Source organism: Aureimonas phyllosphaerae (genome assembly GCF_900113065.1).
GTDB classification, from domain to species: domain Bacteria; phylum Pseudomonadota; class Alphaproteobacteria; order Rhizobiales; family Rhizobiaceae; genus Aureimonas; species Aureimonas phyllosphaerae.
In genome coordinates, this window is record NZ_FOOA01000022.1 from 15,649 (window position 1) to 37,143 (window position 21,495).

Consider the following 21,495-nt stretch of genomic DNA (forward strand, 5'->3'; position numbering starts at 1 on the left):
GCCAACGAAGCGACTCCACGGGTGATCGGCAATGCCATTTCGCTGAAATTGCCGTATGATCAGCGGATGTCGAGCGCTTTAAGAATTGCTCAGGGGAAATTCGGCCGCGTCGCCCTGTTGGACATGGATCGTCCGCTTGTGCGGCATGCTCATCCTCATTGCCATGTTCTTTTGAAGGTGGAGGGTGCGGATACGCAGTTCTCGGTGCGCGACGACCTCGTTCCTCTCACCTACGACAGCGCCGTCCTCGTCAATGCATGGGAACCACATGCCTATGCGCACGACGCTCGTCGCCCGCCGACGATTATCCTCGCGCTTTATATCGAGCCCCGGTGGCTCGCCGAATTTAGACCCAACTGGACCGCAAGCGGACGCCCCGGCTTCTTCGCGCAGGCCGCAGGCGCCATCACCCCGCGCATCCGCGTTCTCGCCGACGATATGGCGCGCGCGATGGTCGCGGAGCCGGGAAACCGAAGCCTGCACGAGACGTTGCTGTCGGCGCTGATGGTTTCCGTGATCGAGCGCTTCACGCCCTGGCGCGAGACGGCCGTATCGCTGCGGGATCTGGCGAGGGGGCCGAGCATCGACCGGCGGATCCGGACGGTCGCGGCCCAGATCAAGTCAGACCCGGGCGCGGTCCGGCAGATCGACGATCTGATCTCCGGCTCGGGCGTGTCGCGGGCGCAGTTCTTTCGGCTGTTCGAGACATCCTTCGGTGTTTCACCCCGCGTCTATCTGAACGCCGCCCGATTGGAGCGAGCCGTGCAGGCCGTTTCCGACAGCGAGGCGAACCTCTCCGCGATTTCCGAGAGTCTCGGCTTTTCCGTTCCTGCGCATTTCTCCCGCTTCTTCCATGACCATGCTGGTTCGTCACCTTCGGGTTTTCGCGCCGTGACGCGAATGCCCGTCTGATTTTGAGACTCCTCGGTAAGCCGTGAGACCGGACGGGATCGTGCGTCCGGAAGGCTCTCCCTAACCTTCTGTCCATGGCGCTCCCGACGGGTCGGCGCCTTGGGAGGATTCACATATGACCGCCATTCCGCCAACGGGCGGCTGGACGGGGCGTTCTGTGCCGCGCGTCGAGGACGCGGCGCTGTTGACGGGCCGCGGCCGCTACATGGACGATCTGCCGATCACGCCGGGAACGCTGCACGCCGCGATCCTTCGTTCGCCTCATGCCCATGCCAAGATCCTGAGCATCGATGCCTCCAAGGCGCTTGCTCTGCCCGGCGTTGCCGTTGTCCTGACGTCCGACGAAGTGCGACGCCTGTCGCGCGCGATGACCGTTGGCGTGAAGGCCGATGTCGAGGCCTGGCCGATTGCCGTGGACCGGGTACGCTACGTCGGCGAGCCGGTCGCCGTGATCGTCGCCGCTGATCGCTACATCGCCGAAGACGCCGCCGATCTCGTGGAGGTCGAGTACGAGGTCCTGGCCGCGGTCGTCGATCCCGGTGCGGCGGCCGAGCTGGACGCGCCAAGGCTGCATCCCTCCTTGAGCGGCAACGTCATCAACGAGCGCCGGTTTTCCTACGGCGAGCCGGACGAGGCCTTCGAAGGCGCCGCCCACCGCGTGGCGGTCACCGTCCGCTATCCCCGCAATTCGGGCACGCCGATCGAGACCTATGGCGTCGTCGCGTCCTACGATCCGGGCGAGGACGCCTACGACGTTACGGCCAACTTCCAAGGTCCCTTCTCCATCCACGCCGTGATCGCGCGCGCCCTGAACGTGCCGGGCAACCGAATGCGCCTGCGCACGCCGCAAGACTCAGGCGGTTCGTTCGGCATCAAGCAGGGGGTGTTCCCCTATGTGATCCTCATTGCGCTCGCCGCTCGTTTGGCCGACCGGCCGGTGAAGTGGATCGAGGATCGGCTCGAACACCTCTCGGCTTCCGTGTCCGCGACGAACCGGGTGACGACCCTGGAGGCCGCGGTCGAGGCGGACGGGCGGGTCGCGGCGCTGCGCTGGGACCAGCTTGAGGATTGCGGCGCCCACCTCAGGGCGCCCGAACCCGCCACCCTCTATCGCATGCACGGCAACATGACGGGCGCATACGCCATTCGCCATGTCGCCATCCGCAACCGGATCGTGCTCACCAACAAAACCCCGACGGGCCTCAACCGGGGCTTCGGCGGCCCGCAAATGTACTTCGCGCTCGAGCGCCTGATGCAGCGTATCGCTGTTGAGCTAGGGCTCGATCCACTCGACGTCATTAGGCGCAATCTCGTGCCTGCTGGCTCCTTTCCCTACCGAACGGCGACCGGCGCCCTCTTGGACAGCGGCGACTATCAGGCGGCCATGACCCGCGCTGTCGATGAAGGCGGGCTGGCGGACCTCATCGAGACCCGCCGGGCGGCGCGCGCCGAAGGCCGGCTTTATGGGATCGGCTATACGGCCGCCGTCGAGCCCAGCGTCTCCAACATGGGCTACATCACCGCCGTGCTGTCGCCGGCTACACGGCGCAAGGCCGGTCCGAAGAACGGCGCGCAGGCGACCGCCACGATCGCGATCGACCCGCTCGGCGCGGTGTCCGTCAAGGTCGCCTCCGTGCCACAGGGACAGGGGCACCGCACGGTGCTCGCGCAGGTCGTCGCCGATGTCCTGGGACTGGAGCCCGGTGCCATCCGCGTTCTTGCCGATGTGGATACGGCGCGCGACGCCTGGTCCATCGCCTCGGGCAACTATTCTAGTCGCTTCGCCCCCGCCGTCGCCGGCGCGACCAAGCTCGCGGCTGACCGGATCGCGGAGAAGCTGAAGCGCGTCGCCGCCGGGCAGCTCAACGTCGCGGCCGACGAGGTGGACCTTGAGAACGGGCGCGCCCAAGCGCGCGGCAACCCCGAGAACGCCGTATCCTTCGCGCGCGTCGCGGCCGCCGCGCACTGGGCGCCGGGGACGCTGCCTGACGACGTCGATCAGACGATCCGTGAGACGGTGTTCTGGACACCAGAGCAACTGATCGCGCCGGACGACGAGGACGCGGTGAACTCCTCGCTCTGTCACGGCTTCATCTTCGACTTCTGCGGCGTCGAGGTCGACCGGCTCACCGGCGCGGTGCGCATCGACAAGTACGTGACGATGCACGACTGCGGCCGGATCCTGCATCCCGGCATGGTGGCAGGGCAGGTGACCGGCGGTTTCGCCCACGCGGTCGGCGCAGCGCTCCTGGAGGAATACGCCTATGGCCCGGACGGCAGTTTCCTGTCCGGCACGCTGGCGGACTACCTCATTCCCACGGTGATGGAAGTGCCTGAGCCGGTCATCCTCCATTACGAGAGCCCGTCGCCCTTCACCCCGTTGGGGGCCAAGGGCGTCGGCGAGGGGAACTGCATGTCCACCCCCGTCTGCCTCGCCAACGCGGTGGCGGATGCCTGCGACTTCGACGATGTGACGCTTCCGCTCGTTCCCGCGCGCCTTGCGGACCGTCTTGCCGCCGAGGAGAAGCCCTCTCGCGAGGCCCCGACAAGAGCGGCCGCGGCCGCCAAGCCCGGCGAGCGCAAGCTGACGGGCGAAGGCTCGGCACTGGTCGCGGCACCACGGCAGGCCGTCTGGGACATGCTACTCGATCCCAAGACGCTGGAGGCGGTGATCCCTGGCGCGCACGGGGTTCGCAAGGTTTCGTCCACCCGCTTCCTGGCCGACGTCACGCTCGGCGTCGGCCCGGTCAAGGGACGCTACCGCGCCGAGATCGAGCTTTCGGATCTGGACGAGCCGGGTGCGGTCACCTTGTCGGGGGGCACGGACGGGGCGCTCGGTTTCGGCCGCGGCTCCGGCCGGATCACGCTGGCCGAGACCGCGCCGGACCGGACCACGGTCCACTATGCCTACGAGGCCGTGATCGGTGGCAAGGTCGCCTCCGTCGGCGGCCGTCTTCTCGACGGCGCGGCGCGCGTGGTGATCGGTCAGTTCTTCAAGTCGCTCGCCGCCCACGCGGGAGGCGGAAAAGGCACCGGCTCCGGTTTGCTGGCAAGGCTCCGCCGCCTGTTGGGGAGGGGCGCATGAAACCGGCGCCCTTCGACTTCATCCGCGCCGCCACCTTGGCCGAGGCACTCGATGCCTTGGCGCAGGCGGGCGAGGACGGGCGGGTTCTCGCCGGCGGCCAGAGTTTCGTTCCCATGCTGAACATGCGTCTGGCGCGGCCCAGCGTGCTCATCGACATCATGGGCGTTGCGGACTTGCGCGGTCTCGAGGTTGCGAAAGGCGCGCTACGCATCGGTGCCGGCGTCAGGCAGGTCGAACTGGCGCGCTGGGCCGATCTAACGGCCCGGCTCCCGCTGCTGGCCGCCGCCGTTCCTTACATCGGGCATGTCCAGACCCGGTCGCGCGGAACGGTGTGCGGATCGCTCGCCCATGCCGATCCGAGTGCCGAGCTTCCCCTCGCGTTGATCGCGCTGGAGGGGGAGATCCACCTGCGCACGAAGAAGGCGCACAGGACCGTCGCCGCGCGGGAGTTCTTTCTGGGAATGATGGCGACTGCCCTTCGGCCCGGCGAGATGATCGAGGCGGTGTCGTTTCCGCTACGGCGCGCGGGCCAGGGATTCGGCTTCCGGGAAGTGGCCCGGCGGCACGGCGACTACGCCGTGGTCGCCTGCGCGGCGGTGGCCGGACCGCAAGGCATTCGGCTGGCTGTGGGCGGGGTCGGCGACGTGCCGACGCTGCGGGAGCTTCCCGATCCGGCGAGCGGCGATCTCGACGAGGCCCTCAACGACTTCGCCTGGTCGCTCGACGCGCGCGAGGACCTCCACGCCACTCCGAGATACCGGCGCCAACTCGTGCGCCGCCTCGGCCGCGATGCCATCGAGGAGGCGCTGAGATGCCGAAGCTGACGAAAGCCGAACGCCATCCCGTCCGCTTCACCCTCAACGGACGCCCCGTCGAGACCTGGGCGGAGCCCCGCACCCTCCTGACAGACGTTCTACGCCACGGGCTTGGATCCACCGGCACCCATGTCGGCTGCGAGCACGGCGTCTGCGGTGCCTGCACGGTCGAGATCGATGGCGAGCCGGCCCGCGCGTGCCTGGTTCTGGCGGGTCAGGTCGACGGTCAGGCGGTCCGCACAGTCGAAGGGCTGGAGCCTGAGGCCGGGCGCCTGTCGGTGCTCCAGGAGGCGTTTCGTCGGCATCACGGGCTGCAATGCGGGTTCTGCACGCCCGGCATTCTCATGACCCTCGATGGCCTCTTCCGCGCTCGACCGGACGCGGACGAGGCGGAAATCCGCGATCACCTGTCCGGGCATCTGTGCCGCTGCACCGGCTACGCGCCCATCATGCGCGCGGCGCTGGATGCCCGAGACAGGCTCAACCAGGCACGACGGGAGGAAACGCATGCTTGATCTCGGGACCAGCTTTCTCGCGAGCGTCGAGCGCGATCCGGGCGCGCTGGCGATCGTCGACGGCACGATGCGACTGACCTATGCCGAGTGGCTGCCTCGCATCGTCGCGCTGGCGAAGGGCCTCACGGACTTGGGTCTCCGGCCGGGCGACCGCGTCCTGACCCTCCTGCAGAACCGCTGGGAGAACGCCACCCTGCACTGGGCCTGCCAGTTCGCGGGGTTGGTCGTCACGCCGCTCAACTGGCGCGCGAAGGGCGACGAGATCGACTACGCGCTGGAGGATTCCGAGGCGCGCATTCTTGTCTACGAACCCGTGTCCTCCGATGCCGTCAGCGCCAGCCCGCGGGCACAGGAGGCGATCCGGCTGCCGGTCGAGGACGGGAACGGCGGCACGAGCCTGGCCGGACTGATGACGGGCGACGGAGCGGCCTTCGAACCCCGCGCGTCGGCGCAGGACTGGTCGCTGATGCTCTATACGTCGGGCACCACGTCGCGGCCGAAGGGCGTGCCGCGCCGCCACCACGCCGAGCGCGCCGGCGCGCTCGCCCATGTCGCGCAGAACCTCTACCGGCACGGCGAGCGCACCCTCGGCGTCATGCCGCTCTACCACACGATGGGCGTGCGCTCGCTGCTTGCCACCTCGCTGATCGGCGGCACCTTCGTCTGCCTCCCGCGCTTCGACGTGGAAGGGGCGCTGCGCGCCATCGAGGAGAACGGGATCACCAATCTCTATCTGGTCCCCACCCTCTACCACGACATCGTCCACCATCCGTCCTTCTCGCCCGGCCGCGTGCGCAGCGTCACCAAGCTCGGCTTCGCCGGCGCCTCCATGACCGACGGCCTCATGCGGCGCCTTGGCGAAAGCTTCCAGCCCGAACTCTTCGTCAACCACTACGGCTCGTCCGAGGTCTACACGTTCACGATCGATCAGAAGGCGCCGGAAAAGCCCGGTTCGGCAGGCCGCGCGGGCATCAACCAGATGGTCCGTGTGGTGAAGCTCGGCGAGCGTGACGCCTCCCGACGCGCAGCCCCGCGCGAGGAGGGCGAGATCGCCGTGCTCCTGAAAGGGGACGAGAGCTTCGAAGGCTATTGGAAGCGCCCCGAGGCCGACGCCAAGGCGATCCGCGACGGCTGGTACTTCACGGGTGACACCGGCTTCCTCGACGAGGACGGCGACCTCTTCGTAACCGGGCGCACGGACGACATGATCATCACCGGTGGCGAGAATGTCTCGCCAGTCGAGATTGAAAGCTGCCTGTCGCTCCACCCCTGCGTCGATGAGGTGGCGGTGGTCGGTCTTCCCGACGAGCGCTGGGGCAAGGTCGTCACCGCCTTCGTCAAGCGTTCGGGCATGGTCGACGAGGCCGAACTCGACGAGCACTGCAAGCGCTCGGGCCTCGCCAACTTCCGGCGGCCCCGCGCCTACATCTTCGTGAACGCCATCCCCAAGAGCCCCGTCGGCAAGCTGCTGCGTCGCCTCCTGGTGGCCGGGGAGTATGAGCCCGAAACCCCGGCCGCGACGCGCGCCGCCTCCTGACATTCCATCCGAAGGATCATTCCCATGAGCGAACCCTATCGCTTCGACCATCCCGAACTCCGATCTCTCGACGGCTTCGCGGTCACGATCGACCCGGCCCACGAGCGGGCCGACATCGTGCTCGATCGTCCCCCCTACAACGTCGTGTCGATGGCCGCGCGCGACCAGCTTCGTCTCGCCTTCGAGGCGCTCGACGCCGATCCGCGCGTGCGGGTGATCGTCCTGTCGGGTGCCGGCGAGCATTTCTCCTCCGGCGGCGACATCAAGGGCTTTCTGGAAGCGAGCCCCGAGCATGTCTCCAAGCTCGCCTGGAACGTGGCGGCGCCGGCGCGCTGCGAGAAGCCCGTGATCGCGATGAACCGCGGCTACTGCTTCGGCGTCGGCTTCGAGCTGTCGCTCGCCTGCGACTTCCGTCTGGCGTCCGAAACGACGCTCTACGCCCTGCCCGAGCAGAAACTCGGCCAGATCCCGGGCTCGGGCGGATCGGCGCGCCTTCAGAAAATCGTCGGCGTCACGCGCACCAAGGACATCGTGATGCGCTCCAAACGCATTTCGGGGTCCCAGGCGCTCGACTGGGGCATCGCCACCGAATGCCACCCGGATGATGCGCTGGAGGCCGCCGTCGCGGCGCTGGTTGATGAATTGCGCACCTTCTCGCCGCTCGCCCAGCGCACCGCCAAGAAGCTCTTGAACGACAGCGACGACGCGCTCTTGACCACCGCGATCGAGCTGGAAGGGCTGAACTACTCGCGCCTGCGGATGTCGGAGGACTTCCGCGAGGGTGTCGAGGCCTTCCACGCCAAGCGTAGGCCTGTCTTCAAAGGGGCCTGACGCACCCTGGCCGCTCGAGCTTTCGGCCGGCTTATCACCATCGAAAACAATGGCTTGGCCCCCGGCGTCCCGCCGGGGTCGGAAGAGACATGCGCAAGCCACCGACGCCGGCACGCAAGACCGGCCCTTAAGCGGAGGAAACCATCATGACAGCGCTTGAACAGGCGGACCCATCCGCCATCCCGCCCCCCACGCGCCGGCAGACCGTCACGGCCGCCGCCGCGTCCCTGTTCGGATGGGGGCTCGACCTCTTCGACCTCTTCATCCTGCTCTACGTGGCCCCGGTGGTCGGGCGTTTGTTCTTCCCGTCCGAGCAGCCGATGCTGTCGCTGGCGGGCGCCTACGCGTCTTTCGCCGTTACGCTTCTTGTGCGCCCGCTCGGCTCGGCGATCTTCGGCTCCTATGCCGATCGCTTCGGCCGCAAGCGGGCCTTGATGGTGGCGGTCACGGGCGTCGGCCTCTCGACGGCGATCTTCGGGCTGCTGCCGACGGTGGGACAGATCGGCTGGCTCGCCACGGCGCTGTTCCTGTTCTTCCGCCTCGTGCAAGGCATCTTCGTCGGCGGCGTCGTGGCGTCCTCACACACGATCGGCACGGAAACCGTCCCTGAGCGCTGGCGCGGCTTCATGTCCGGGGCGATCGGCGGCGGCGGCTCGGCCATCGGCGGCCTCCTCGCCTCGCTGGTCTTCTTCGTGGTCTCGCTCCTCTTTCCCGGCGACGCCTTCGCCGAGACCGGCTGGCGCGTGATGTTCTTCTCCGGCCTCCTGACCTCGGTGATCGGCCTCTTCATCTTCCGCAATCTCGAGGAGTCGCCGCTTTTCAAGCAGCTTCAAGCGAAGAAGGCGCTGAAGAGCGCGACCCCACCTAAGGATGCCTCGCCGGTCAGAACACTGTTCTCCCGTCCGCAGCTCAACGGCTTCCTTCTGACCCTGCTTCTGTCCTTCGGCGGCGGATCGGCCTATTACCTGACGTCGGGCTACCTTCCGACCTTCTACAACGTCGTGAACGGTGTCCCCGGATCGTCGGCCTCGATCATGCTGATCCTCGCCAATGTCGGCGCGGCGCTTGGCGCCTGTGGTGGCGGCGAACTCAGCCAGCGTATCGGCCGCCGCCCGGCCTTCATCTGGATGGGCGTGGCGAGGCTCGTCGCCTTCCCGCTTCTGTTCCTTCTCATGGGCAGCACCACCGGCCTGTGGACCATCGCGTTGTGCGGCTTCGCTCTCTCGTTCTTGGCCAACGCCAGCTACGGCCCGCTTCTGATTTACCTCAACGAGCGCTTCCCGACCGCCATACGCGCGACCGGAACGGGTCTCTCCTGGAACATCGGCTTCGCGTTGGGCGGCATCCTACCGACCTTCGTATCCCTGACCGCGGGCGGCCCGTCGGGTATTCCGACGACGCTCGCCATCTTCACGGTCGCCGTCACCCTAGTCTATCTCCTCGGTGCCCTGCTCACGTCTGAGACGCGCGGTAACCTGGAGCGCCTGTAGTCGATCACCCATCCCGGAGCCATGGACGCCCTCGACGGACGATTCATGGCTTCGACTGTCTCACCGACATAGATCGAGCGACTTGGCCCCAAACACCGCGAGGCGACCAAAGGCGCTAGCGCGATCATGCCCTCATGCCAAACCCACGAGTTCGCCTCTAAGGCCCTTATACAAGCGTTTTCGGGCCGAAAGCGGAACGTCGGCTCTCTGGCAAATGGCGCGGAGAGCTGCCTTTCCGCTTTCGACTTAAGAAGGACGCCCAACGCACGATCCACGACGCCCGAAAGCAGACACAGATCCGCTCCGGGCTATCTCGATTTGGTCTGTCCAGAACGGAGACGCGTGCCCGCGAGCGCCGCCGTGATCCCGACAACCATGACCGGCAAAACGATGGTCACGACGGCTGAAGCCAAGCCGTCACCGGCTGCACTGCCTCGGTCGCTCGCCAGACCAATCAGCAGCGGTCCGAAGCCGAGGCCGCACAGGATCGTTGCGGCGAGCATGAGCCCGGAAACCGTCCCCTTGGCAGGTATAGTGGTCACGCCTTGGAGTAGCGTCAGGCCTGTCGGAGTGGCCATGCCCATGGCGAAGGCGAAGAGCACCAGCCCGGCCAGTGACACGCCGATGTCGGCAGCTTGCGTGAACAGGAGAACGCCGGGGCATGCCAGGGCGAGCGCGGCAGCGGAGTTGATGAACGCGCCGCGCAGTCCCATGGCGCGGATCGCAGCATCTACCGCAAAGCCTCCAACAGCGTGTCCGGCGACCCCAGCGAGAACCGTGATGCAGCCCGCCCAAAGTGAGGCTGTGGCGGGATCGAGCGCGAAGCGGCGATGAAGAAGCGTCGGCGTCCAGGCTGCGACACCTTGGATCGTCAGGATCGTTGCCGACAGGAGAACAAGGAGGATCACATAGGCAGAGCGGTTCGCAGCTATCCAGCAGAGCGCGTCGCGCAGCGTTGGCGATGGGGTCGGGGTCGGGGTCGTCCGGCTTGCGACCAGCACCGGATCGGTTGCGCGCCCCGTCACAAGGGCCAGAAATGCCATGAGGTTGACCGCAAGCGAGGTCAGGATGACAGCTCGCCAGGGCGTCATGGGCAAGCCCGCAGTTCCCCCCAGCGCCCCGAGCAACCAACCGCCGCCGATTAGGGCGACGGCCCGTCCGGCAACACCCGCTGAGGTCAGAACCGAGTTTGCCCGAGCCCGGTGGGGTGTCACGACGCGTTCCGCGATCAAGGACAAGGAACACGGCAGCACCACCGCTTGGCCGAGCCCCACGAGAAGCGAGGCCGCGAACAGCCATTCAAAGCCCGGCGCCAGTACGTAGCCGAGAACACCAAGGCTCCAAACAGACAGCCCAAGAAGGAGAAGGCGCTGCCGCGTAATCCGATCAGCCAACGAGCCAGCCGGTACGATGGCCAGCGCATAGAGAACTGCAAAGCCCGTTCCCTGGAGAAGGCCGATCTGCGCGTCCGTCAGACCGAGGCTCGCCTTGATCGGCGTCACCAGCGCCGCGAGGAGACTGCGGTCCATGAGGGCTGTGAACTGGCACAGCGCCAATGTCAGGACGAGGCGGGTGGCCGAAGGGCTGCCGCGGCGAGGCATGTCGGTATCGGGCATCAAAGGGCTCAGTTTAGGGCTCGGAGCCAGTCGTCGAAGCGGGGGCGCAGGACTGTGTCGTCCCGCGGCTCAGGGCCGCCGCCAGCCTCACGGTAGCGGCCTGGCGTCATGCCATAGACGTCGGCGAACGATCGGCTGGCGTGGCTCTCCGAGGCGAACCCTGCCTCGCGCATGAGCTCTCCGATACCCGTGTTCCGACGATCGGGTCGCTGGAGGAGCGATCGCAGGCGCACCGCGCGCCGCGCGACGATATAGCGGGAGATACCACCGAGGGGCTTGAAGAGGTCGTAGAGGACGGTCCGCGAAACGCCAGCAAGATGGGCGACCATCGCCGGGTCAAGTTCACGCTTGGTGAGGTTCGCTTCCACCACGAAGCGGATGCGTTCGTGCGCAGCGGCTTCATTGCGATCGCGAAGGACCGCCGCGTCCTCGACACGCAAGGCCAGAGCGAGCGCCGCCTCGAAGATCGCGACCACGGGCTCGGGATCGCCGCTCACCGCACTGAGCTGCCGCGTGACCATCGAGGTCATGACATCTCCGAGAAGTCCGGACTGAGCGCTACCGAGAATGCGACCGTGCAATCCCTCCACGTGAAGGCTCGATCGCTTGACGATCTCGTGCGGGACCGAGAACGTCAGGAGGTGAACATCGATGGCGGTGGTGCGCTGGGGACGGGTGAGGTCGAAGAGGATGATTTCCCCCGGCCGCACGTCCTGAACCTCTCCGCCTTGTTCGGCCAGCATCTGCCCGGACACGACGAGCTGAAGCGTGAAGTGGGAGAAGCCGTCGCCAGACACCCGGGCTGCCGTACGCTCGTGCGCGACATCGTTGAGATGGCGGTCGAAGAGGACGAGCGAGCCGAGCCGGTGGGCCTCGAACCGGGCACGGAAGTCCGGCCCCATTCGGTGAACGTCGGAGCCGCCGGCATAAAGGTCGTGGTAGCGCCCGAAGGCCTCGTCACCATCGAACATCGTGCTGTCGAACTCGAAACGCGTCGACGGGGATTTGGCCATGCCGATCGGGTGTCCCTGACGCACGGGAACGGCCGAGATGCCGACCAACCGACGCGAGCGATTCTTTAGCCGTCTGAAGTATGGCGCGCGAGTCACACTGTCAGTCCCACTCGACAGAAATCGGCGCTCCGGACGCTCAGGCATCAAAATACGGACGCTCAGGCAGCGACGGAAATACCCAGGTAAATCTCCCGTCGGCTACGAAGGTTACCAGCGGGGGCGGCATCGAGCCTGACTGCTGTAGCAGACGCAACGCAGGGGCGCACGCATGGCCTTCGAGACCAAGACTGACTACTCCACCGGAGGATCGCCCTACGACGTAAAGCTGGTCGACGTGAATGGCGATAACCGGCTCGACATCGTATCAGCCAACATTGGTAGCCAAACGGTTGCAATTCAGTTTGGTCAAGCAGATGGGAGTTTGGCTAACCCGGTCAGCTACGAAGTCGGAACGTCCCCCTTCTCCGTAGCGGTGCAGGACGTCAACGGCGACAATCGGCTCGACCTCGTGACAGCCAACCTTGATGGCAACAGCGTCTCGGTTCTTTTCGGTCAGACGGGTGGTACATTTGGCGGGCGCGGAGACTACGACGTTGGCCCGTCGCCCTACGCAGTCGCCGCGGCCGACGTCAACGGCGACAACCTGATCGATATCGTCGCGGCGAACAGCCAAAGCAACACCGTCTCGATTTTGTTCGGACAAGGAGCCGAGGCATTCCGGGGCCGCGAAAACTTCATCGTCGGCGAAGGTCCCACAGGCCTTGCGTTGATGGACGTGGACGGCGATGACCTCATCGATATTATAACTGCTAACGGTTCCGATAGCACTGTTTCTGTCCGGCTAGGGCAGGTAGGCGGGACCTTTTCAAACAAAGTCGATTACGCGGTTGGAGCCAATCCCAATTCCATAGCGGTCGCCGATGTGGATGGTGATGGGCAGCTCGACATCGTCACGCCCAACATTAATGGCGGTAACGTCACGGTTCTGCTCGGGCAAGGTGATGGGACCTTTGCGGACCGCGCGGAGTATGCGACCGGCGGTGTCGGCTCACCCAGTTCTGTTGCGTTAGGCGATGTGAACGGTGACAATATCATCGATATTGTCACCGCCAATAGCAATTTTGACGGTAGCGTTTCAGTGTTACTTGGGCAGGGGGACGGCACTTTTACCCTCAGCGAGACTCTTGCGGTTGGAGCCGGGCCCAACGCTGTGGCGCTGGGCGACGTGAATGGTGACAGCCGGACAGACATTGTCACCGGCGGAGCCTTTGGAATCTCGGTCGTCTTGGCGGAGACCACGACCTACGCGGTGACTGCGTCGCCCGCTTCAGCCACCGAAGGCGATACGGGTTCCGGCAACGCGCTGACCTACACGGTCACGCGCACCGGCGACACGAGCCAAGCTGGCTCGGTTGCCGTCAACTTCAGCGGTTCGGCAACGTTCGGAACCGACTACACCTCGACGGTCGGGAACGGCGACATCGTCAGCTTTCTGGCAAACGAGACCACCAGGACGTTCACCGTGACGACCTCGCCCGATGCCACGCTCGAGCCCGACGAAACGGTGATTGCGACGATCTCGAATGTCGATGGCGGCGGTTTGATCGGAGCCGATGCCAGTGCGACCGGCACGATCGCCAATGACGAGCCGTTGCCGTTATATGCGATTGCCGTCTCGCCGGGTTCAGTGATGGAAGGTAATACGGGCTCGGGCAACGAGCTGACCTATACGGTCACGCGCAGCGGCGACACCAGCCAAGCGGGCTCGGTGGCCGTCAACTTCAGCGGGACGGCGACGTTTGGAACCGACTACACCTCAACGGTCGGGAACGGCGACACGATCAGCTTCCTCGCCGGTGAGACTTCTAAAACGTTCACCGTAACGACCTCGCCTGATATCAGGTTCGAGGGCGACGAAGAGGTGATCGTAGAGATCTCGAATGGTCAAGGCATAGCGCTGATCGGCGCCAACGCCGTTGCGACCGGCACGATCATCGAAGATGATCAGCCCCCATTATACACGATTGCCGTCTCGCCGTCCTCTGCTGTTGAGGGCGACGCGGGTCCCGGCAACGCGCTGACCTACACGGTTACGCGCACCGGCGACACCAGCCAGGCCGGCTCGGTCGCCGTCGACTTCACCGGGACGGCGACGTTCGGAACCGACTACACCTCGACGGTCGAGAACGGCGACCGCATCAGCTTCTTAGCCAACGAGACCTCCAAGACGTTCACCGTAACAACCGCGCCCGATACGACGACCGAGCGCGATGAATCGGTGATTGCGGAGATCTATAGCGTCCAGGGCGGTGGAGTGATCGGAGCCGATTCCACTGCGACCGGCTCAATCGCCAATGACGATCCGGGGTCGCTCTATGAGCTTACCGTCTCGCCCGGCGAGGTCTTTGAAGGCGATACGGGCCCGGGCAACACAATGACCTATACCGTCACGCGCAGCGGTGATGTCAGCCAAGCCGGCTCGGTCACCGTCAATTTCAGCGGCAGAGCGACGTTCGGATCCGACTACACCTCGACGGTTGCGAACGGCGAAACAATCAGCTTTCTGGCCAACGAAACCTCTAAGTCGTTCACCGTGACAACCACGCCGGATCTGGAGATCGAGCGAACCGAAGCGGTGCGTGCGACAATCTCGAACGTCCAAGGGGGTGGCAGTATTATCCAGGCCTTAGCAACGGGCTTTATTGCCAATGACGACCAGCTGACTCGATTTGCGATCGCCGTCTCGCCGGCTTCTACCGCAGAAGGCAATACGGGTTCGGGCAACACGCTGATCTATACGGTGACACGCAGCGGCGACACCAGCGAAGAAGGTTATGCCTTCGTCTCATTCTCCGGCACAGCGACGTATGGAACCGACTACACAGTTGCGAACTTAGGCGAATTCGGCGAAATCATCTTCCAGCCTGGCGAGACTACCAAGACGCTCGTGATCACCACGACTCCAGATACTATCATCGAACCCAGCGAGACAGTGATCGCGACCATCATCAATTATAACCCCGATGAAACGAGCTCCTCGTCATCGGCAACCGGCACCATCACGAACGACGACGGGTTGGCTCCTCCTTCAGGCGGCGGTGGTGGAATGCCTGCACCGAACCCCGAACCGATCGTCGGCACGGACGGTCCAGACACCCTGACGGGCGGAGTTAGCGCCGACATCTTGCAGGGCGGCCTTGGGAACGACACGGTGACTGGCCTCCAGGGCTCTGACGTGCTCTCCGGCAATCAGGGATCGGACACCCTTTTTGGTAACGAGGGTAACGACACGCTCTATGGCGGTAAGGACGACGACTCCGTCTACGGCGGCAAGGACGATGACACGCTCGAGGGTAATCTCGGCAACGACGTCGTGTTCGGCGGCATGGGGAAGGATGCGGTCAACGGCAACCAAGGCAATGACCTGGTGCTGGGCAACCAGGGCAGCGACACGGTCCACGGGGGCCAGGGCGATGATCTGGCTCATGGCGGCCAGGGCGACGACTTCGTATTCGGCGATCTCGGCAACGACGAAATCTGGGGCGACAGGGGCAACGATACGCTGACGGGCGGCGCGGGCGCAGATACGTTCCGCTTTGCGGCCAACTCCGGCACCGACATCATTGCTGATTTCAATGAGGCCGAAGGCGACCGACTAGACTTCCAGGGCCAAAGCTTCACGTTGAGGGACGTCAACGGGTCAGCAGTGTTCGAGCTGTCAGGCGGCGGCACGATCGTCCTGCAAGGCGTCGATCCGACCAGCCTCGGCGATTTTCTGATCGCGTAATTTGCATCATACAAGAAACGGCATAGAGCCCGCCCCAGGAGCCGGGCGGGCTCTATCGTTCTCGACGCCATTCTTTCGTTTCACGACCGTTAAATATCTGCTTCGCGCTAGAGCCCACCGCTTCTAGATCGCGTTGCCGGCCTGGACCGGAAGCGACTGCTTCCTGCCGAAGCCTTCCGCATAGCGGAAGGGCCGGTTTCCACCCAGCGGAGCCGATCTCCGCTGCAAAAGCGGACGCTCGGAAGCCGTCCATCCGCTAGCGAGCCTCCTGCGACGTTCAGAACGCTGATCAGTCCCTCCCTTGGCGGTCATTCGGCCAGCGGGACACACCGGAGAGCCAAGAAATGTCGACAGGGCGGGGTTGAAACTATACAAACTAGTTAGTAAAGTTTGGGTGTATCCACGATCCTAAACGGCATGACCATGACCTCCCCCCATGCAAACCGGTGGCTGCTGCTCCTCACTGTCGGAGCCGGCCTCCTCCTCATCACCCTCGACAACTCGGTGCTCTACACCGCCCTGCCGACGCTGACGCGCGAGCTACATGCCAGCGCGACCCAAGGGCTTTGGATCATCAACGCATATCCGCTCGTGATGGCGGGGCTCCTCCTCGGCGCCGGGACGCTCGGCGACCGCATCGGCCATCGGCGCATGTTCCTGGTTGGCCTCGTGCTGTTCGGTGTGGCCTCGCTCTGTGCCGCCTTCGCCCCGTCGGCCGGGTTCCTGATCGCCGCACGCGCCTTCCTCGCCGTCGGCGCGGCGGCGATGATGCCGGCGACCCTGGCGCTGATCCGCGTGACCTTCGAGGACGAGCGCGAGCGCAACATCGCGATCGCCATCTGGGGCTCGCTCTCCGTCGTCGGCGCCGCGCTCGGCCCGATCGTCGGCGGCTTCCTGCTCGGCCACTTCTGGTGGGGGTCGGTGTTCCTGATTAACGTGCCGGTCGTCGTCGTCGCGTTCCTTGCCACCCTCGTGGTCGCCCCAAAGATCGACGGCGACCCGAGCAAGCCCTGGGACGTCGTGTCCTCGCTCCAGGCCCTGGTCGCGCTCTCGGCCCTCGTCATCGCGATCAAGGAGATGGCGCATGCGGGCAGTTCCTGGACGACGCCGGTCGCGGCTCTCGCGGTTGCGGTCGTCGCGGCGACGGTATTCGTCCGCCGCCAGCTCTGCATGACGTTTCCGCTCCTCGACTTCTCGATCTTCCGCAACAACGCGTTCCTGTCCGGCACCTTCGCAGCCGCCTTCTCGCTCTTCGCGATCGGCGGCGTCCAGCTCGCCACCACGCAGCGCTTCCAGCTCGTCGAGGGCTGGACGCCACTAGAGGCTGGCCTCCTTGTCTCCATCGCTGCCCTGGGGTCACTTCCGACCGCCATCCTCGGTGGCGCGTTCCTCCACGTGATCGGGCTGCGCTTCCTGATCGCAGGCGGAATGGCCGTCGGCTCGCTGTCGATCCTGCTTGCGACCTACGGCATCGGCCATGGCCTCGGCTGGCTGATCGCCGGCCTGTTTCTGATGGGTGCGGGCGTCGGCGCGTGCATGTCCGTGGCGTCGACCGCCATCATGGGCAACGCCCCGGTCCACCGTGCGGGAATGGCCTCGTCGGTCGAGGAGGTCTCCTACGAGTTCGGGAGCCTCTTCGCGGTCACCATCCTCGGCAGCCTCCTGGCCTACCTCTACACAGTGAACGTCATCCTGCCCGAGGGCTCGCCCACTATTGCCCGCGACAGCATGGCGGCGGCGATGGAAGCGGCGAACGCTTTGGCTGCCGGGGGCGACAGCCTGCGCTCGGCCGCGAGTACGGCCTTCGACGGCGCCTACACGGCTGTCCTCTACACGGCGGCAGCGGTGCTGGCGGCGGGATCACTTGTGACGGCCGTCCTGCTGCGCGACTACGGTCCGGGGTCGGAGTCCTCCGCCTACCAGACTGGCCACTGAGGAGCACGGGATGGCGAGAGCCAGCAAACGGGACGGCCTCCTTGAGGCCATCGTCTCCATCATCGAGCGCGACGGGCTGACGCCCCTCACGCTTGATGCGGTGGCGACCGAAACGGGTATGACGCGGGCGGGTCTCCTCTACCACTTCCCATCACGGGAAGCTCTGATTCGGGCCACCCACGAGCATCTGACGGGACAGTGGGAGCGCGACCTCGTCGCCAGCGCGGGCAAGTCTGCGGACGAGGCGAGCGCGGCGGAACGCCATGCGGCCTACGTCAACGTCTGTGTCAAGGCCGCACGCCGGGTCGAGCTCCTGCTCATGCTGGAGAACACCGAAAGCGGGGGCTTGGGCGAGCTATGGCAGGAGGTCATCGACCGTTGGGCTCCGCCAGTGCCCGATCCCGGCGACGCGGCCGGGGTCGACAGGTTCATCGCCCGTCTCGCGGCGGACGGGCTCTGGATGCACGAGGCCCTTTCGTCGCGACCTCTGCCGGCCGCGCTTCGCAAGCGTATCGTTGAGCGCTTGGCGAAACTGCTTGAAGGTAAAGACTAAGGGCGACGGACAGCCGCAGAATCCGGATCGCCGAGTACATCCGACCGCTGCTGCAACGGCAGCTTTGTCAGCGAGTCGACTTATAAGCGGACCGGAAGCTTTCCACCCAGTCTAGCTGTTGGAACAGCCGCCGTCGTGCTCTGAAAGCGGCCGTTCCACACCAACTCTAGGCGGCGCAGTCGAGGGTTACACCTCGGTCCCTTCAGCCAACGTCAGCGCGTCCTCAACATCGACACCGAGGTAGCGCACCGTGCTCTCGATCTTCGTGTGCCCGAGCAGGATCTGGACGGCTCGCAGGTTGCCGGTCGCCTTGTAGATGATCGACGCCTTCGTTCGTCGCAGCGAATGCGTGCCGTAGTCTTCCTTGCGCAGACCGATCGCGGCGCCCCACTCGTCGACCAGTCGAGCGTACTGTCGGGTGCTGATATGGGTCGTGTGATCGACGCGGCTCGGGAAGGCATAGTCGTCGACTGTGCCGCCCCGACGCTCCAGCCATGCTTGGAGGCTCGCCCGTGCAGCGTCCAACAGTTCGAACTGAACGGGGCGCTTCGTTTTGCGCTGGACCACGATTGCGCGTGCCCGGATGCGTCCGCTCGACACAAGGTCGCCGATCTTGACCTTGACGATGTCGCAGCCGCGTAGCTTGCTGCCGATAGCGAGATCAAACAGCGCTCGGTCCCGCAGCCGTCCTTCGTGGTCGAGCCAGAAGCGGATCGCCCAAACCTGTGGCGGCTTCAGCGCCCGTTTGGCGCCAACCGTGCGTCCGGCGTTCCACGCCTTGCGCGAACCGATAACCGGATCGAATGTTGTATGCCCCATTACCGTTCTCCCGTGGCCAAAACGGCCGAAGGGAATGTGACAATGGGGACGCGTTCCATGATGCTCCCTATCCAGGATCTTGGGCAGAAAGCAGACGGGCAGCTTTCAGCTCAATCGTGCAGGAAGCTGCCATCCCGCAAACGACGACAACTGAGTCCGATCACCTCGCATGAGATCGCCAACCACCAATACTCGATCGGCGCGGTTGTTAGTCCCCTGCATCCCCCTCGGTCTGTAGTATATGTTTGCTACGCTCGCCATATTTCATATCGGCAACGGCGATCTAAACATTGCTGTATCCCCGCTGGGCAACGATCCGATCGGCGACGCGCCAAGCATTGGCCATGATGGTAAGTGTTGGGTTGGCGCCGGTACCCGTAGGGAAGGGCGAGCCGTCGACCGCGTAGAGATTTTCCACTTCGTGCGCCCGGCACCAGCGGTCGAGAACGGACGTGTCCGGGTCGTCGCCCATGCGCGCCGTGCCATGCTGATGCGAGCAGTTGCCGGTGACACGGTCGGCATAGACCTTCGTGACGGAGGTCGCTCCGCTCGCCTCCAGGATGTCCGCCCCCCGGTCGATGAGATAGCGCCCCTGCTTGAGGTCGTTCTCGTGGGCCTTCAGGGTGACGCGCGCCACCGGCAGACCCCAGGCGTCCGTGACCTCTTCGTCGAGATCGATGCGGTTGTCGTGCTGGGGCATGTCGTGCAGAACCATGGCCACAGCGAGCGAATGGCTGAACTGCTCGCGGTCGATGCGCTTCGCCTCGGCACCCCAAGCGGGGGCGCCCGGCAGGCGCCAGTTGATCGGCAGCGGAATGCCGACGCCGGCGACTGCGATGTGCCCTCCCGAGATGAAGCCACGCGTTTCATCATGCTCGTAGTGCTCGAACGTGGAAGCGCTGACGTAGCCTCCACCCGCCCAGGCATAGACGGGATCGGTATAGGTGCCGACCGCGGCGGAATACTCATGGAAGGTCACGTTGCGACCGACGAGATCGGACCCGTTGGCAAGTCCGTTCGGGAAGCGGCCCGATCGGGAAAGCAGCATCAAGCGTGCCGTCTCCACCGCGCCGCAGGCGAGAATGAAGAGATTTGCTTCCTGCTCGAAGACCGCTCCGTCCGCATCCTCATAGACGGCGGACCGGATCTTGCCCGTTCCGTCGAGCACCAGCTCGCGAACATAGGAGTCGGGTCGAAGCTCGTAGTTGCCCGTCGCCACCGCATCCGGGACGAAGACGTTTAGAGCCGAGGAGCGGGTACCGGTCGGGTCCCCATGCTGCTGGGCGAAGGCACTAACGACAGTTGCCTTGCGGCCGGCGAAGGGGCGCGACAACGCGGCTTGAGGCGTCGGAAAGGCGTTCCACCCGAGCGCCGCACAGCCTTCGTGGAACTTCTGTGCATAGCGGGACATGGGCATGGGCGGGCAAGGATACCCCCCCGAGCGCGGTCCCTCGAAGCGGTTGGCGCCGGCCTCGCCGGATACGCCGAAGGCCCACTCGACCTTCTGGTAGTAGGGCTCGAGCTCGTCGTAGGTGATCGGCCAGTCAGCGAGCGAGGCGCCGGGCAGCTCGCCGGCGACCGTGCGCATGCGGAAATCGTTGGGCGTGAAGCGCGGCAGCCAGCCCTGCCAGTGGACGGTACCGCCACCCACCATCTGCGGCACGGGGCAGAAGAGGTCGATGCGCGCCTTATCGGCGGCGCTCTCGCGCCAGGTGCGCGGATTGAGAAGCGGGTCGGGCCAGAGATTGTAGCGGTTGATATTGGCGAGCTCGTCGCCGCCGAAGCTTTCCTTGCGTCGCCAAGGCCCCCTCTCGAGCGCGACGACCTTGACGCCCGCCTCGCATAGAACCTTAGCGGCGGCCGCGCCCGAAGCGCCCGCGCCGATGATCACGGCGTCGGTGCGCGCCGGCTTGCCCTTAGAGACCATCGTGGAACTCCTTGACCTTCTCGGCCTCGCCCTCGGCGAACCATTGCAGCGTCGTGTAGCGGCCCTCGTGCACCTCTTTGAGCGAGGCGGGGCCGGGAAAGCCGATCACCTGCCAGCCGACCTGGTCCCGGTTCCCACCGTAGATCGGATCGGCGTAGAAGCCTTGGCGCGTATGGGCGACGAGGAGCGGGAAAAAGTCGAGGTCGGTCTCGGTCGAAGTCTGTTGCAGAGCCGGCTCTCCAAGGGGGCCGGCAAGACCGTCCGACACGGTCAGCGTCGTCAGATCATGCGCCGCCCTGGCCTCGAGCGCGCGCAGGATATCGTCCTGGTCCGCGGGAGAAAGATCCTTGAAGGTCGCGGCGAAGCGTACGCTCGCGCGCGCGTCGAGCTCACGGATGCCATCAGCATACTTGCCGCGCATGATCTCGATGCGCTGCCTCCAGGCGTCCGCCGATCGCCCTTGCAGAATCTCGAAGCCCGAACCGTCGGGCTTTGCGAAGATGTAGTCGAGACCGGAAAGGTAGCGCTCGACGAAGTCGATGCAGCCGGCCTCGAGCGCACCGGGCAACCCGTCGTCAGAGGGGATGATGCGGGCCATCGCGGCCTCGATCGTCGCGCGGTCGTGTGCGTCGAAGAACGTGTTGGTCATCGGGTCCATCC

At 65.4% G+C, this 21,495-nt stretch carries 15 protein-coding genes; 10 read left to right on the top strand and 5 right to left on the bottom strand.

Going from position 1 to position 21,495, the window contains the following annotated elements; genetic code table 11:
- The first annotated feature begins 66 nt into the window (after positions 1 to 66).
- From BM175_RS19005 to BM175_RS19035, 7 genes are all read left to right on the top strand, one after another.
- Positions 67 to 912 carry a helix-turn-helix transcriptional regulator gene (locus tag BM175_RS19005; protein ID WP_090965931.1) on the top strand — a complete coding sequence of 282 codons (846 nt, stop codon included), beginning with the start codon at positions 67 to 69 and terminating at the stop codon, positions 910 to 912.
- Positions 913 to 1,027: 115 nt separating this feature from the next.
- Complete coding sequence (locus tag BM175_RS19010; protein ID WP_090965885.1) at positions 1,028 to 3,997, top strand: xanthine dehydrogenase family protein molybdopterin-binding subunit; 2,970 nt, start codon at positions 1,028 to 1,030, stop codon at positions 3,995 to 3,997.
- The gene (locus BM175_RS19015) at positions 3,994 to 4,821 is read left to right on the top strand and encodes an FAD binding domain-containing protein (protein ID WP_090965887.1); all 828 of its coding nucleotides are present in this window, start codon (positions 3,994 to 3,996) and stop codon (positions 4,819 to 4,821) included. The genes BM175_RS19010 and BM175_RS19015 overlap by 4 nt, the downstream gene beginning before the upstream one ends.
- On the top strand, positions 4,809 to 5,327 hold the full coding sequence (locus BM175_RS19020; protein ID WP_090965889.1) for a (2Fe-2S)-binding protein: 519 nt from the start codon (positions 4,809 to 4,811) through the stop codon (positions 5,325 to 5,327). The genes BM175_RS19015 and BM175_RS19020 overlap by 13 nt, the downstream gene beginning before the upstream one ends.
- Positions 5,320 to 6,864 (top strand): AMP-binding protein, encoded by a 1,545-nt coding sequence (locus tag BM175_RS19025; RefSeq protein WP_090965891.1) that lies wholly within the window; start codon positions 5,320 to 5,322, stop codon positions 6,862 to 6,864. The genes BM175_RS19020 and BM175_RS19025 overlap by 8 nt, the downstream gene beginning before the upstream one ends.
- A 24-nt stretch (positions 6,865 to 6,888) precedes the next feature.
- Positions 6,889 to 7,695 carry an enoyl-CoA hydratase/isomerase family protein gene (locus BM175_RS19030; protein ID WP_090965893.1) on the top strand — a complete coding sequence of 269 codons (807 nt, stop codon included), beginning with the start codon at positions 6,889 to 6,891 and terminating at the stop codon, positions 7,693 to 7,695.
- Positions 7,696 to 7,841: 146 nt separating this feature from the next.
- Positions 7,842 to 9,185: an MFS transporter gene (locus tag BM175_RS19035; RefSeq protein ID WP_090965895.1), complete on the top strand. Its 1,344-nt coding sequence runs from the start codon at positions 7,842 to 7,844 to the stop codon at positions 9,183 to 9,185.
- 308 nt (positions 9,186 to 9,493) lie between these two features.
- On the opposite strand, the gene BM175_RS19040 is transcribed toward BM175_RS19035, so the two are convergent.
- Positions 9,494 to 10,801, bottom strand: coding sequence for an MFS transporter (locus BM175_RS19040; protein WP_090965897.1), 1,308 nt, complete (start codon positions 10,799 to 10,801; stop codon positions 9,494 to 9,496).
- An 8-nt stretch (positions 10,802 to 10,809) separates the two neighbouring features.
- Positions 10,810 to 11,814 carry a helix-turn-helix domain-containing protein gene (locus BM175_RS19045; protein WP_175526920.1) on the bottom strand — a complete coding sequence of 335 codons (1,005 nt, stop codon included), beginning with the start codon at positions 11,812 to 11,814 and terminating at the stop codon, positions 10,810 to 10,812.
- A gap of 268 nt (positions 11,815 to 12,082) precedes the next feature.
- Between BM175_RS19045 and BM175_RS19050 the strand changes: the two genes are divergently transcribed.
- From BM175_RS19050 to BM175_RS19060, 3 genes are all read left to right on the top strand, one after another.
- Complete coding sequence (locus BM175_RS19050) at positions 12,083 to 15,601, top strand: FG-GAP-like repeat-containing protein (RefSeq protein WP_090965901.1); 3,519 nt, start codon at positions 12,083 to 12,085, stop codon at positions 15,599 to 15,601.
- 417 nt (positions 15,602 to 16,018) lie between these two features.
- Positions 16,019 to 17,536 carry an MFS transporter gene (locus BM175_RS19055; protein WP_244546083.1) on the top strand — a complete coding sequence of 506 codons (1,518 nt, stop codon included), beginning with the start codon at positions 16,019 to 16,021 and terminating at the stop codon, positions 17,534 to 17,536.
- A gap of 10 nt (positions 17,537 to 17,546) precedes the next feature.
- Positions 17,547 to 18,089, top strand: a complete 543-nt coding sequence (locus BM175_RS19060; protein ID WP_090965903.1) for a TetR/AcrR family transcriptional regulator — start codon at positions 17,547 to 17,549, stop codon at positions 18,087 to 18,089.
- A 186-nt stretch (positions 18,090 to 18,275) separates the two neighbouring features.
- Here BM175_RS19060 and BM175_RS19065 read toward each other — a convergent pair whose 3' ends face one another.
- The 3 genes from BM175_RS19065 to BM175_RS19075 all read right to left on the bottom strand — a co-directional run bounded on the left by BM175_RS19065 (position 18,276) and on the right by BM175_RS19075 (position 21,484).
- Complete coding sequence (locus BM175_RS19065; RefSeq protein ID WP_090965904.1) at positions 18,276 to 18,908, bottom strand: tyrosine-type recombinase/integrase; 633 nt, start codon at positions 18,906 to 18,908, stop codon at positions 18,276 to 18,278.
- Positions 18,909 to 19,191: 283 nt separating this feature from the next.
- Positions 19,192 to 20,835, bottom strand: coding sequence for a GMC family oxidoreductase (locus BM175_RS19070; protein ID WP_090965905.1), 1,644 nt, complete (start codon positions 20,833 to 20,835; stop codon positions 19,192 to 19,194).
- Positions 20,825 to 21,484, bottom strand: coding sequence for a gluconate 2-dehydrogenase subunit 3 family protein (locus tag BM175_RS19075; RefSeq protein WP_175526921.1), 660 nt, complete (start codon positions 21,482 to 21,484; stop codon positions 20,825 to 20,827). Before BM175_RS19075 ends, BM175_RS19070 begins: the two co-directional genes overlap by 11 nt.
- Between the last annotated feature and the right edge of the window lie 11 nt (positions 21,485 to 21,495).